This window comes from Flavobacterium cupriresistens, from assembly GCF_020911925.1.
Classification (GTDB): domain Bacteria; phylum Bacteroidota; class Bacteroidia; order Flavobacteriales; family Flavobacteriaceae; genus Flavobacterium; species Flavobacterium cupriresistens.
Genome location: NZ_CP087134.1, coordinates 3,696,055 through 3,711,152, shown reverse-complemented (window position 1 = coordinate 3,711,152; position 15,098 = coordinate 3,696,055). Strand labels below are relative to the sequence as shown.

Sequence of the window (15,098 nt, the reverse complement as noted above, 5' to 3'; positions counted from 1 at the left end):
TGTTTAGGTTTGTTGCCCAAATCAGACTATTTTAATTTAAAATATAAAACAGACAGATGAATCAACCATTAGCTTATGTTCATCCTGGCGCTAAAATCGCTAAAAACGTTGTAATTGAACCCTTTACAACAATCCACAATAATGTTATTATTGGTGACGGTACATGGATCGGTTCAAATGTGACCATTATGGAAGGCGCTCGTATCGGAAAAAATTGTAATATTTTTCCCGGAGCTGTAATTTCTGCTGTACCACAAGATTTAAAATTTGGCGGAGAAGATTCTTTGGCTATTATTGGTGACAATTGTACGATCAGAGAATGTGTAACCATCAATAGAGGAACTGTTGCTTCAGGGCAAACGACTTTAGGAGACAATTGTTTGGTTATGGCTTACGCGCATATTGCTCACGATTGCGAAATTGGTAATAACGCTATTATTGTAAACGGAGTTGCCTTGGCAGGTCACGTTGTTGTGGGTAACCATGCTGTAATTGGAGGTTTAGCAGCTATTCATCAATTTATCCATATTGGAGATCACGCTATGATTTCCGGTGGTTCTTTGGTAAGAAAAGATGTACCACCTTATACAAAAGCAGCAAAAGAACCGTTATCATACGTGGGAATCAATTCGGTTGGTTTAAGAAGAAGAGGTTTTAGCACCGATAAAATCAGAGAAATTCAAGAAATTTACAGAATTTTATACCAAAAAAATTACAATACAACACAGGCTTTAAGCATTATTGAAGCCGAAATGGAAGCCACTCCTGAGAGAGATGAAATTCTTGATTTTATCAGAAATTCATCAAGAGGAATTATGAAAGGTTATTCAGGTAATTACTAATTTAAGATTTTAGATTTTAGAGTGTAGATTTTAGATTATGAAATTCTACACTCTAAAATCCAAAAAGACAGATTGATTCTTTTCAGAGAATCTAAAATCTGAACTCTTAAATCTAAAATATAAAAAAGGGAGATTGGTTCTTTTATAAGAATCTAAAATCTACATTCTTAAATCTAAAATATAAAAAAATGGCATCTACATCAGATATTAGAAACGGATTGTGTATCAAATTCAATCACGATATTTATAAAATTGTTGAATTTCTTCACGTAAAACCTGGAAAAGGTCCTGCTTTCGTAAGAACAAAATTGAGAAGTTTAACTACAGGAAGAGTATTAGACAATACCTTTTCTGCAGGACATAAAATTGATGATGTGCGTGTAGAGACGCATAATTACCAATTTTTATATGCTGAAGGAGATGAATTTCATTTTATGAATACAGAATCTTTCGAGCAAATTTCTTTGAATAAAAACATCCTGGATGCTCCGGGATTATTAAAAGAAGGAACAAGTGTAATGGTTCAGGTAAATACTGAAACTGACTTACCTCTATCAGTAGACATGCCATCTTCTGTAATTCTTGAAGTTACTTATGCTGAGCCGGGAGTTAAAGGAAATACAGCTACTAATGCAACTAAATCTGCTACTGTAGAAACTGGTGCAAATGTAAACGTTCCTTTGTTCATCAACGAAGGAGATAAAATTAAAATTGATACCGCTTCAGGTTCTTATATGGAGCGTGTAAAAGAGTAGTATATTAATTAGATAATGGGATAATGTGCCAATGAGATAATTAAGTTTATTATCTTCTAACCAGCACATTATCCCATTATCCAATTGGCAAATTATCTAATTAAAAAATATGAAATTTCCAAAAGTTCACTCTTTACAAGAAATTGCAAATTTGCTTGAGTGCGAATTTATAGGCGACCAAAACTTCCCCGTTTTAGGCATGAATGAAATACATGTTGTTGAACCTGGAGATATTGTTTTCGTTGACCACCCAAAATATTACGATAAAGCTTTACAATCGGCGGCTACAATTGTTTTAATCAACAAAAAAGTAGATTGCCCGGAAGGAAAAGCACTTTTGATCTCTGATGATCCTTTTAGAGATTTTAATACCCTGACCAAACACTTTAAACCTTTTCAATTTGCAAACGTAGCGGTTTCCGCTTCTGCTACCATTGGAGAAGGAACGCACATTCAACCTAATAGTTTTGTTGGAAATCATGTAAAAATTGGAAAGAATTGTTTGATTCATTCTAATGTTTCTATTTATGATCATACCGTTATTGGTGATAATGTAATTATCCATGCCGGAACGATTCTAGGTGCTGACGCTTTTTATTACAAAAAACGTCCGGATGGTTTCGATCAGTTAATTTCAGGCGGTAGAGTTGTGATTGAAGACAATGTTGGTATCGGTGCCCTTTGTACAATTGACAAAGGTGTTACAGGAGATACTACAATCGGGGATGGGACTAAAATTGACAATCAGGTGCATGTTGGACACGATTCTGTAATTGGCAAAAAATGTCTGATCGCTTCACAAACCGGTATTGCCGGCTGTGTTGTTATTGAAGACGAAGTAACAATCTGGGGACAAGTGGGCACCACTAGTGGTATCACGATTGGAACTAAGGCTGTTATTATGGGACAAACAGGTGTTACAAAATCGGTTGAAGGAGGGAAATCTTATTTCGGAACTCCAATCGAAGAATCAAGAGAAAAGTTGAAGCAATTGGCTAATATCAAAAAGATTCCCGAAATTCTAAATAAATTGAAGTAATATGTCTATAAAAGAATTTGTTCAAAAATTTTATAAGTCCGATGCCTTGATTGATAGCGAAATCATGAAAATCTATCTGCATCCGGAAGTCTTGTTAGATTGGAATAGCAGTAAAGGGCTAATTTTGATGAATTATGATTCTTTACTAGGAATGGCCAATGAATTAAGTCGTGCTTATGTGCGGTCTAAAGTCCGAATAAGCCATATTATTGCCGAAGATGATTTAGTATCAATACGTTATTCTCATTACGTTAAAACGATCGAAAACCCAAGAGAGGAGATGTTGTTGGCTCATTTTTCTACCATTTGGCAGATTAAAGACGACAAATTATATCGAGGATTCCAAATGAGTCAATTTTCTTAATATTTTTTGATGACAAAAAGAGTAAAATACATTACAAAACCTTATTTTTGCATCACAATTTTAAAAACTACATAAAATATATATCATGAGTGTTTTAGTTAATAAAGATTCCAAAATAATTGTTCAAGGATTTACAGGTAGCGAAGGAACTTTCCACGCTTCTCAAATGATTGAGTACGGTACTAATGTTGTTGGTGGTGTTACTCCTGGAAAAGGTGGAACTAGCCATTTAGATCGTCCGGTTTTTAATACCGTAAAAGACGCTGTAGAGCAAGCTGGAGCTGATACATCTATCATTTTTGTTCCGCCGGCTTTTGCTGCTGATGCAATTATGGAAGCTGCTGATGCTGGAATTAAAGTAATTATTGCTATTACTGAAGGAATTCCTGTTGCAGATATGATTAAAGCAAATAATTATGTTAAAGAAAGAAATTCCAGATTAATCGGACCAAACTGTCCAGGTGTTATTACTCCGGGAGAAGCTAAAGTTGGTATTATGCCAGGTTTCGTTTTCAAAAAAGGAACTGTTGGTATCGTATCTAAATCAGGAACTTTAACTTACGAAGCTGCTGATCAGGTTGTAAAACAAGGTTTAGGAATTACTACTGCTATCGGAATTGGTGGAGATCCAATTATCGGAACTACAACTAAAGAAGCTGTTGAATTATTAATGAACGATCCTGAAACTGAAATTATCATCATGATTGGTGAAATTGGAGGTCAATTAGAAGCTGATGCTGCTAAATGGGTAAGAGCTGATGGTAACCGTAAACCAGTTGTTGGTTTTATCGCCGGAGAAACTGCTCCTGCTGGTAGAACAATGGGTCACGCAGGTGCTATTGTTGGTGGTTCTGATGATACAGCTGCTGCTAAAAAACAAATTATGAGAGACAACGGAATTCACGTTGTTGATTCACCAGCTGAAATTGGTAAAAAAGTAAAAGAAATACTTGGATAATCTCCAAATATTCAAAATAACAAATTCCAAAAAAGTCTCAATTCGTGTTGAGACTTTTTTACATTTTTAAAAAGAGGATAAATTAAAGCTTAGCAGCTTAGTTTCTCAGAAACTTAGACGCTTAAAAAGAGAGATATGAACAAAGAATTAGAAAAGTTTAAAGTAAGCAATAGCTTTACTTTTACTGTAGAAGATAGCCTAGAACAAGCTTGTAACGCACCGGAATCAGGAGCAGGAGTTTTTGTTGTTTACGCTGTTGAAGGAGATGCAAAAGAGTTAATTATGGTTGGTTCTACCGGAACTGTTCAGAATGACGGAACTCTAAAAAGCAAAAATGGCGGCTTATACGACAAAATCGTAAACGGTCACCAATTTGCAAAAACAGGTAGAAAATATTCTTGGCCAGCACAAATGAAACTAGAAAACATCACTGCTCTGGAAGTGGTTTGGTATGAGACTTTTACTGTAGAAGTAAAAGGAATTCCAACAACTGTAGAAGGACAGGTTTTACAAAATTTCTTAGATGCAAATGGAAAATTACCTAAATGGAATGTAGCTTTTTAAGGCATTCTATTCTTAATACAATTTGACTTAAAGTCTTACTATTTGTTTAGTAGGACTTTTTTTTTGCTCTATAATTAATTTGCAATACATTGTGATTAAGCCGTTTGTGTTTTCAGTTTTTTTTAAATCTTTTGCCACGAATTGCACCAATTTACTCGAATTATTTCTTTGCAACAGATTTCAAGAAAATACGTCTGTGACTTTGACAAAGAGTTGCTAATTTGGCACCTCTATGAGCGAGAAAAATGCCACAGATTAAAAGATTAAAATGATTTATAAAATCTGTGTAAATCCTTTTAATCAGTGGCAGAATGATGAAGATGGTCACGAAAACGAGGAATCTAAACAACTTATTTTTTAATAACTTAAAAAGAGTTAGATAGAATTTTTAGGATTAAAATGGATTTCTTCTTTTTTCACTTTTTTCAACACTACCTATCTTTAATTTTTACCACTCTGCAACTTTCAGTCTTGATCCAAAATTACAGCCAATTCAGTAAAGATTTAAGGCAAAATATCCAAAAAGAACGATTGAATTATTTCTTCGAAAAGCATAAAACAAAATTCAGCAGAAACATTTAGCGATTTTAGTTGATTAAAGAATAAGTTGTAGTAAAATCTCACAATTAAAAAAAAGTAAAAAAAATGGTTGCGTCCCAAAATAGTTAAAACTTCGTTAAAATAAAGGCGTAGAGACGGTTTTCCTGTATTAGGAAACCGTCTCTTTTTTGTAAAAAAATTGGTTTTAAATTTTTGCTTTTATACATTTAGAGCATTAAGTTAAAAGATAATGTTAAAAAAGTATCTTCTTGATATTAACTAACAGTACTCTTTATCAATAATTCTATGCCAAAACCAAGTTATGAAAACCAAAATTTTACAAACCCCATTTGATGACATTACGCTTTGGACTAACCTGAAAGAAGGAGATGAGAAATCATTTTCATTACTATTCGAAAGGTATTACAGAGATTTGGTTAATTACGGTAATTCACTTTCGCCCTTTGCAGAGAAAGTTCAGGATTGCATACAAGATGTGTTTACTGATGTATGGGTCTACAGGAACAGCTTGCAAGGTTCTGTAGTTGTAAAAGCTTATTTATTATCAAGTGTTCGTAAAAGAATTGCACGTTTACACGAAAGAGACCACATCTTTCGCAAAGCAGCAAGCACTGATTCTGTAGCTTTTTTATTGAAATTTTCGGTAGAGCATGAACTTATCGACGATGACGATGATACTACAAGAGCAAAAGTGACGCATTTGAATGAATTATTAAATAATCTTCCGGTAAGACAAAAAGAAGCCTTGTATCTCAGATACCATCAGGGACTTACAGTTGAACAAATCGCAGAAATGCTGGATGTCAATTATCAGTCTGCAAGTAATCTCTTGTACCGCGGTTTACTTACGCTTCGCAAGGAATGGAAAGGTACTTTTTCTATAATTGCACTACTATCCTCAAGTACTTTTTAATTTTATTTTTAAAAATATAAAAAAAATCACAATTTGGTGAGTATATAATAAGAGTACTGTCCTCTATGTCTTTGTAACCTCAAATACAGATGCAAGAACGTAGTACATATACCGAAATAGAAGATTTTTTATCTGATAAATCATTCCAGTCCTGGATCCTCTCTCAAATTGACGAGGACGGTTGGGAAGAATGGACTTTAGAAAATCAGCAACGTGCGAAATTGGTTGAAGATGCAAGATTGTTTTTGCTTGCAATGAAAGCACCAAATTCAGAATTATCCAATTCCGATATTCACAAAGCGTTGCAGGATACCTGGAGCAAAATTGAAAAAAAAGAGAATCAAATTGATTCCACTCAAAATAACACATTTAGTTTTCTAAAAAAATATTTTTTAGCTGGAGTTGCTGCCGCATTATTTTTTTGCTTAATGTCGGTTTGGTTTTACAAAAGCACTTCAAGCACAAGTCATGAAGTTGTTACCTACAATGAACTAATTGATGACAATAAAGAAGGATTGGTGGAACAAACAAATAATTCCAGCAAACCTCAAATCATTACATTATCAGACGGAAGTTCTGTTTTATTACAACCCAATAGTAAATTAAGTTATCCTAAAATCTTTACCGGAAACGAAAGAAAGGTGTATTTGTCCGGCGAAGGTTTCTTTGAAATTAGTAAAAATCCTAAAAAGCCTTTTTTCGTTTACGCAAACGAAATTGTTACAAAAGTTGTTGGAACCAGCTTTAGGGTTAAAGCTTATTCCGATCAGCCAAATGTAGAAGTTCTCGTTCGCACCGGTAAAGTTAAGGTTAAATCGAATGAATTAGTATCGATGTCGGATAGGGAGGTCGTTTTACTCCCTAATCAGGCATTGCGTTTTCAACGAAGTGATCTAACTTTTAACAAAATCACCAATATTACTCAGGACAAAACATTGGTAAGCAGTGTTGGTAATATCGAACAATTAAGTTTTGAATTTACCGATATACCGGTCGCTCAAATTTTTGAAACAATTGAGCAAGCTTATCTGATTGATATTGATTATCCTAAAGACAAATTAAAGGAGTGTCATCTTACCACTTCGCTTAGCGATCAGCCTCTGACGGAGAAGTTAAGAATTGTATGCAAAAGTATCGGTAATAATACCAGCTTTGAAATGAATGGAAACCAGATTATCATACTATCTGAAGGATGTAATTAATCTATTTTTTGTACTAAAGTCTTCATGGCTTTGAGAAATTATTTTTCGCTGAATAATCCCATAGAAAAATAAAAATAGATAAAGGATTTCTTTAAATAGAACAAGTTTAAAAACAACCAAAACCAAAATAAAATAACCAAAAAAAACAAAAGAATGCCTATGTAAATAGTAGAATGCAAAAAAAAAGTGTCGAAATGCTGTAACATTATCGACACTTCATTAAAGTTGAATTGTTCTCTGTAAAGAATAATTCAGTCGTTTCTTAGAATACGCACGAAACAGTATTAATCAAAACAAACCAAAATTATGAAAAAACCAGTTGTTAAACAACGATTACTCCATCGAATCATGAAAATAACACTATTTCAGTTTGTCTTAGCACTTATCTTTTCAAGTGTTGCTATGGCAAACGATATAAATGGACAAAAGAAACTAGACACCAAAGTTACAATTACAGTTGAAAATTTAACTTTGGATAACGCATTGTCTAAACTTGCAAAATCGGCTCAGGTTAAGTTTTCTTATAATTCAAGAATAACACAACTCAACCAAAGAGTTAGTATAGAAGCAAATGATGAGACCTTATCGGCAATTTTGTCGAGAATTCTGGAACCCTTAAATATTTCATACGCTGAAATTAGCAATCAGATTATATTGCAAAAAAGCAGCAAGAATATTTTTTCAGGCGCAGAAACTCCGGCTTCATTATTTGATGTTCTGGTTCCGGGACCAATCATTAGAGGTAAAGTTACGGACCCAAGTGGAGTTCCGTTACCTGGTGCAACCGTATTGGCTAAGGGATCAAAAGTAGCTGTATTAACGGACTTTGACGGTAATTTCTCTATCGAAATGCCGGCAAATAGTACCGCTTTAGTAATTTCTTATGTTGGTATGGAGACTAAAGAAATTGGAATATCGAATACTACCCCAACTATTGTTTTGAACGAAGCAGGACAGAACTTAAAAGAGGTTGTAGTAACTACCGGTTACGAAAAAACATCAAAAAGAACTTTTACAGGAGCGATTAGTAAAATTTCGGGTACTGAATTAAAAGTAGACGGTGTTGTAGATATCAGTAGAATGATTGAAGGAAAAGCAGCGGGTGTAACGGTTCAGAACGTTACCGGAACATTTGGTACTGCTCCTAAAATTACAGTTCGTGGATCTTCTTCCATTTTTGGTGATACAAAACCATTATGGGTTATCGATGGTGTGGTACAAGAAGATATCATCAACATTTCATTTGCAGATTTAGCTTCAGGAAACTCTGAAACTTTGTTGAGTTCTGCAGTTGCGGGATTAAACTCAAATGACATCCAAAGTATTGAAATTTTGAAAGATGCATCAGCTACTTCAATCTATGGTTCAAGATCATTAAATGGAGTTGTAGTTGTTACAACAAAACAAGGACGTAGAGATTCTCCTTTAAAAGTAAGTTATTCTGTTGAAAATACAGTTAGAACAGTTCCAAGTTACACACAGTACGATATTCTAAATTCTCAGGAATCTATGAGTATTTTAAAAGAAATGGAACAAAAAGGTTTTCTTGACATGCCATCAACTCTTCAGGGTAGATATGGTGGGGTTTACAATATTCTTTCAAAAGAAATTAACACCTACAACACATCAAATGGACAGTTCGGGGTTAGAAACGAGCAACCTTATATGAATCAGTTTCTGAAAAAATACGAATTAGGAAACACAGATTGGTTCAAAGTTTTATTCAGACCTTCAATTACACAAAATCACTCTTTAAGCTTTTCAGGTGGTGGAAAAAACAATACTTTTTATGCATCATTGGGTTATTACACAGATCCGGGATGGACAATTGCTGACAGTGTAAAACAATTATCATCGAATATTAAAGGAACTTTTTATGTAAACGACAGATTAAACATCACGTTGTCTACCTTAGCTTCTGTTCGTGATCAAACCGCTCCGGGAAGTTACGAAAGCCAACAAGATGTTGTATTCGGTAACGTAACCAGAGATTTTGATATCAACCCGTTCAATTATGTTTTAAGTACGAGCAGAACACTTCGTCCTTATAATGACGCAGGTGGATTAGAGTACTACAGAAATAACTGGGCTCCAATGAATATTATTAACGAATTGCAAAACAATGTTTTAGAAATTAAAGTAAAAGACATCCGTTTTCAATTGGATTTAGATTATAAAATCAACAAACATTTAAGTTATAATCTTACAGGTTCTGCGCGTTATGCCAATACTTCAAGAGAGCACAAAATTTACGAAAATTCAAATGTTGTAGGAGCTTACAAAGCGGGTACAGAATATGGTGCAGATGGCGCAAACACAATCGTTAGAGACGCTAACATCTTTTTATATAAAGATCCGAACGATTTAACAGCACAACCAATTTCTGTATTACCTAATGGTGGATTCTTAAGAAAATTCACTAACGACCTGACTTCTTACAATATCAGAAACAGTGTGACGTACAGAAATACTTTGAATGAAAAGCATGAATTAGAAGGCTTTTTCGGTACAGAGCTAAGATCTTTAGACAGAAACAGTGATAATTTTACTGCTGCAGGACTTCAATACGACAGAGGATTAACAGCTTTTACCGATCCAAAACTTATTGAAAAAATTATTAATGAAGGAAACTCTTACTATGGATTAAGTGCTGAAAGAGAAAGAACAGTTGGTTTCTTTGGTAAAGTAGGATATACGTATGATCGTCGTTATACAGGATCGATTACAGGTCGTTATGACGGATCAAACAGACAAGGAAACAGTGGTTCTTCAAGATGGCTTCCGACTTATACTTTTAGTGGAAAATGGAATGTTGCTGAAGAAAAATTCATGAAAAATGTAGAATCTATCAATAATTTAGCTTTAAGAGCATCTTATGGGCTTACTGCAACAGCCGGTCCGGCGACCAACTCATTAGCGATCTACAAAAGTTTTATTACAGACCGTCTAGGTATTCCAGACAGAGAAACAGGAATTGATATTGAGCAGTTACAAAACTCTGATTTGACTTGGGAAAAACAGTACGAAACCAACATCGGTGTTGATTTAGGAATGTTTAATAACAGAGTTCAGTTTACAACAGACGTTTATAGCCGTAAAGCATTTGATTTAGTTGATTTTGTTGTTACTTCAGGAATTGGAGGACAAAAAATCAAGCAAGGAAATAATGCTAATATGGAAACTAAAGGTATTGAGATTGGTTTTACTACTCAAAACATTGTTACAGATAAATTTAAATGGTCAACAACACTTAATTTCTCTGTGTTCAACCAAAAGATTACAAAATTAGAAAATCAACCTACAGCATTTGATTTAGTTGATGGAAATGGAGGAAATGCTCTTGGTCGTCCTAGAAATTCAATCTATTCTTACCAATTTACAGGTTTAAATAACCAAGGATTACCAACTTTTGTGATGCAGGATGGTGAAGATGATAAAGTAACTGGAGCTAATTTTCAGGATACTGAAAATGTTACTAAGTACTTGAAATACGAAGGTTCAATCGAGCCAAACAAATCAATTGGTTTAGCTAACACGTTTACATACAAAAGCTGGTCATTATATGTGTTTTTCGTAGGATCAGGTGGAAACAAAGTTCGTTTAAACCCGGCATTCAGCAGTCAATACGATGATTTAGCTGTGTTTACAAAAGATTTCACAAATCGTTGGATCAATCCAGGTGACGAACAACGTACAGACGTTCCGGTTATTGCTGACAAACGTTTGATTACAAATTACGGTGGAGTTAATACGCTTGGACGTGCTTACAATACTTATAATTATTCTGATGTTAGAATTGCAGATGGTGATTTCATAAGACTAAAAAATGTTTCACTTAGCTGGGAATTCCCTAATGATTTCAAGAAAAAATTAGGCGTAAGTACCTTTACATTAAAAGGTTCAGCAGTTAACCCTTGGTTGATCTATTCTGATAAGAGATTAAACGGACAAGATCCTGAATTCCGTAATACAGGAGGTGTAGCTTTCCCAATTACAACACAATACAGTTTTACTTTAAACCTTTCATTTTAATATAGTTGATTATGAAAAACATAAAATATATAAAAATAACCGCTGCCTTATTACTGCTCGTTGGTGTTAGTAGCTGTGATGATTTTTTGTCAGAGGTTCCCGATAACAGAACTCAAATAGATACACCGGAAAAAATATCCGAGTTATTGGTTAATGCATACCCGCTGGCTTCTTATATGGATTTGGGAGAAACAATGTCTGATAACGTTGCCGATGCTGAATTAAATAACGCCAGTGTAAAAAGTACACAAAGTTACTATTGGGAAATGCAAGACGAGACCAATATAGATACTCAGGCTAATTATTGGGATGCTTGTTACAGAGCTATTGCGCATGCTAATCAGGCTTTACAGTCCATTAAAGAACTAGGAAATCCTACTAGCTTAAATCCTCAAAAAGGAGAAGCTTTATTAGCAAGAGCATACTCTCATTTTATGTTGGTTACCTTTTGGTCAAACCGATATAATCCGGCTACTGCTGCAACAGATTTAGGGGTTCCTTATGTTACAGAACCGGAAACAGAATTACTGAAAAGTTATAAAAGAAATACAGTAAAAGAAGTTTTTGATTTCATTCAACAAGATATTGAAGAAGGATTGAGATACGTATCGAATAACTATAAAGAGCCAAAGTTCCATTTCAACAAAGAAGCAGCCAAAGCATTTGCCAGCCGTTTCTATTTAATAAAAGGAGATTGGGATAAGGTACTTGAAGTTTCAAGCGGATTAGGATCTAAACCAGTTGGTAAACTAAAAGATTATGTAACTTTGTCAAGTTTAGCTCCGGATATTCAATTTATCGAATACAGTAAATCTTCTCTTACGTCAAATTTATTAATTGGATCACCAAATACATTAGTCGGAAGATCTGCAAATGGTAGTAATTTTTATTTGACAGATGAGAAACAAAGAGAACTTTTTAATGGAACAAATCCATTTGGAAAAGCCTGGCTTTTTGATTTTTACAGCTACAACAGCAGCAGTACTTTATTTACACCAAAATTTGAAGAGTATTTTAAATATACAAATCTAACGGCAAATATTGGAATTGCTTATTGTGGAATCGTACTTTTGTCTAATGATGAGTTTTATCTAAACCGTATTGAGGCACTTGTTATGAAAAACAGAATTGCAGATGCCAACACAGAATTGGAATACTTTTTAGGAACAAGAACAGCCGGATACAATGCCGCAACAGATAAACTTACTGAAGCAGATGTTGTAGCAGGATACCCTGTAATTGCAGATGAGTTAACACCGTTCTATACGATGACAGACGTACAAACTTCTTATGTTAAAGCGCTTACCGAAGCGAGAAGAAGAGATTTTGTTCATGAAGGATTAAGATGGTTTGATGTAAAACGTTTTAATATTGTTGTAAGCCGTGAAGATCAAGGAAAACCTGTAAACACATTGGTTAAAGACGATAAACGAAGAGCATTACAAATACCGCTAAGTGCATCAAACTACGGCGTAGAAAAAAATCCTAGATAAATTTTTATTAAATTTAAGATACTATGAAAATATTTAAACTATATAGAACGATGATACTTGTTGCAGGAGTTTTAACTTTTGCAGCTTGTGCTCATGAAGATCAACCTAAGGAAAGTCAATTGGATTTTTCACCTCTTCCAAAAACGGAGCTAGACAAATGGATCACAACAAATTACCTGGATCCCTATAATATTAACGCACAATACTTATGGAATCAGAATAAAGTCGATAACAACAGATTTCTTTTTCCTCCATTAGTAGATAAAGTTAAACCAGCTTTAAATATCGTTAAACAAATCTGGATCGATAGTTATTCAGAAGTTGGAGGGGCTGATTTTGTAAAAATCATCGCACCAAGAGAAATTGTTTTGGTTGGTGGAGTAAATTCAAATTCAAACGGAACCAGAACACTTGGTATCGCAGATTCAGGTCAGAGAATCACCCTTTTTGAAGTAGATTATCTGAATCAAAAAAACAGAGACAATGTTACTGAATTCATCCATACCATTCAACATGAGTATGTACACATTTTAAATCAAAACAAACCTTTTGACGAGCAAGCTTGGCAAAAAATTACTCCAGGGGATTATACAGGAACCTGGCATTTAGAAAATCTTGCAGTTTCAAGAAATCTAGGTTTTGTTACGAACTATGCAAGAAACAATGTTACTGAAGATTTTGCTGAAACAGCTTCTGTTATATTGATAAGTTCAGTAGCAGAATACGACGCAATTCTTGCCAGTATTACAAGCGCTGACGGAAGGGATAAATTGAAAAGAAAAGAAGCAATCGTAGTACAGTATTATAAAGATGCTTTCGGAATTGACTTTTATGCTTTAAGAGATGCAGCGCAGAGAAATACAACCAACGTCGTAAATAACTAAGTGTCCGTTAATGTATAATTAAAATAGTAATATTATGAAACTAAAAAATATATTTAAGTACTCGATGTTTGCTTTTTTAGCAATGTCTTTGGGTGCTTGTACCAATAATACAGACGCGGAAAAAATCTTTGATAAAACTCCGGTCGAGCGAATAAACGCACAGAAAAGTGAGTTGAGAACAGCCTTACTTTCTTCAGAATTTGGCTGGAAAGCAGTGTATTTTACAGATGACACCCAATTGGGAGGTTTTACCCATTTGTTTAAATTTACTGACGACGGAAAAGTACAAATGGCATCCGATTTTAATGCCGATACAAAAACGTACGAAAGCCAGTTTGATGTGGTATTAGGAAGCACTATGAGTGTGGTATTTACTACCTTTAACAGAATACACCTTTTGTCAGATTCAGGCAATGCTCCAACTGCAGCTTTAAGAGGAAAAGGATACTTAGGAGATTTCCAGTTTTTATACTACGGAAAACAAGCCAATGGTGATATTCTTTTTAAAACCAACAGATTAGTTAGAGATGTTCGTTTTGTAAAAGCAACTGCTCAAGACTGGGCTGATTTACCTAAGAATACAATATCACAACAAAATTTCATTGGAAATAGCAGTAGCCCACTTTTCAGATTGCTGGAAACTAACGACGGAACTACCACTAAAAAGTATAGCTTCTCTGTTTCGCAAGCAAGCAGATATTCCATTTCAACAGCTTTAGACGGATCTGGAGATGTTATCAGAACAGGAGTTGCTTATACGCCAACAGGAATCACTGTTAGTCCTGCTATAGTTGTTGCAGGTCAAAAATTAACCGACTTTACCTATAATGATACTGATAAAAGTTTTACTGCTACGGGAACAGGAGGGGTAACAGCTTCCATTAAATTCTCTAACACACCTTTAGCCTTAACAGACGATTACAAACTATTACTGCCTGGAAGTGGAAATAATGTATACGCTTATATATTTAATACAACAAAAGGTGAAGCAGCAAACTCTCAGTTATTCCTGACTTTATTAAATGATTCAGAGCAAGCAGCCGGATTTATGCTTACAAGAGTACAACTTTGGTTTAATAATGCTGATGGAAGTAATTTTATTGAATACAGATTCGGAAATGCCAGTGGCGCCACTGTAGCCAGAAGATACCACTACTTTACTTTAACTGCCGATGCCACAAAGAAAACGGTTACATTTACCCCTGGAGTTTGGAAATCAAGTACGGCACCTACAGCACCAGCAATAGCGGCTCCATCTTTCCTGCAAGCGTTAGATAATCAATTCATGAATCCTCAAGGTCTTTATTTTGCCAAGGCGCAGGTTTCAGGTTATAGTGGTTATACTTTTACGAGTACATCAACTCCTTTTAGAATGGTTGCATACTCATTCCAATAATTAACTTAAAACAGAGAAAGGTCGTCTCAAATTAGAGACGACCTTTTTTAATTCTAATCTTCAGGATAGTTTTTTATTTCAATTATTAAATCAAA

General features: G+C 34.5%; 12 protein-coding genes. All 12 read left to right on the top strand.

All coding sequences use genetic code 11. From position 1 onward, the window contains the following. The first annotated feature begins 56 nt into the window (after positions 1–56). The 12 genes from lpxA to LNP23_RS15725 all read left to right on the top strand — a co-directional run bounded on the left by lpxA (position 57) and on the right by LNP23_RS15725 (position 15,003). The gene (gene lpxA / locus LNP23_RS15780) at positions 57–842 is read left to right on the top strand and encodes an acyl-ACP--UDP-N-acetylglucosamine O-acyltransferase (protein WP_047775114.1); all 786 of its coding nucleotides are present in this window, start codon (positions 57–59) and stop codon (positions 840–842) included. A gap of 188 nt (positions 843–1,030) precedes the next feature. Beyond that, a complete protein-coding gene (gene efp, locus LNP23_RS15775) occupies positions 1,031–1,597 on the top strand; it encodes an elongation factor P (protein WP_047775112.1) in 567 nt (188 codons plus the stop codon). A gap of 109 nt (positions 1,598–1,706) precedes the next feature. Then, the gene (locus LNP23_RS15770) at positions 1,707–2,636 is read left to right on the top strand and encodes a UDP-3-O-(3-hydroxymyristoyl)glucosamine N-acyltransferase (protein WP_230001914.1); all 930 of its coding nucleotides are present in this window, start codon (positions 1,707–1,709) and stop codon (positions 2,634–2,636) included. A 1-nt stretch (position 2,637) separates the two neighbouring features. Beyond that, positions 2,638–3,000 carry a hypothetical protein gene (locus LNP23_RS15765; RefSeq protein WP_047775109.1) on the top strand — a complete coding sequence of 121 codons (363 nt, stop codon included), beginning with the start codon at positions 2,638–2,640 and terminating at the stop codon, positions 2,998–3,000. An 85-nt stretch (positions 3,001–3,085) separates the two neighbouring features. Further along, positions 3,086–3,958, top strand: coding sequence for a succinate--CoA ligase subunit alpha (sucD, locus tag LNP23_RS15760; RefSeq protein WP_047775108.1), 873 nt, complete (start codon positions 3,086–3,088; stop codon positions 3,956–3,958). Between the two features lie 135 nt (positions 3,959–4,093). Further along, positions 4,094–4,522 (top strand): hypothetical protein, encoded by a 429-nt coding sequence (locus tag LNP23_RS15755; protein WP_230001913.1) that lies wholly within the window; start codon positions 4,094–4,096, stop codon positions 4,520–4,522. 862 nt (positions 4,523–5,384) lie between these two features. Next, a complete protein-coding gene (locus LNP23_RS15750) occupies positions 5,385–5,996 on the top strand; it encodes an RNA polymerase sigma factor (protein WP_230001912.1) in 612 nt (203 codons plus the stop codon). 89 nt (positions 5,997–6,085) lie between these two features. After that, the gene (locus LNP23_RS15745; protein WP_047775100.1) at positions 6,086–7,198 is read left to right on the top strand and encodes a FecR family protein; all 1,113 of its coding nucleotides are present in this window, start codon (positions 6,086–6,088) and stop codon (positions 7,196–7,198) included. 306 nt (positions 7,199–7,504) lie between these two features. Next, positions 7,505–11,230, top strand: coding sequence for a SusC/RagA family TonB-linked outer membrane protein (locus LNP23_RS15740; protein ID WP_230001911.1), 3,726 nt, complete (start codon positions 7,505–7,507; stop codon positions 11,228–11,230). 11 nt (positions 11,231–11,241) lie between these two features. Next, on the top strand, positions 11,242–12,723 hold the full coding sequence (locus tag LNP23_RS15735; RefSeq protein WP_047775098.1) for a RagB/SusD family nutrient uptake outer membrane protein: 1,482 nt from the start codon (positions 11,242–11,244) through the stop codon (positions 12,721–12,723). Between the two features lie 23 nt (positions 12,724–12,746). Further along, positions 12,747–13,607 (top strand): zinc-binding metallopeptidase, encoded by an 861-nt coding sequence (locus tag LNP23_RS15730; RefSeq protein WP_230001910.1) that lies wholly within the window; start codon positions 12,747–12,749, stop codon positions 13,605–13,607. Positions 13,608–13,641: 34 nt separating this feature from the next. Next, positions 13,642–15,003, top strand: coding sequence for a DUF4302 domain-containing protein (locus tag LNP23_RS15725; RefSeq protein WP_047775093.1), 1,362 nt, complete (start codon positions 13,642–13,644; stop codon positions 15,001–15,003). Positions 15,004–15,098 lie beyond the last annotated feature (95 nt).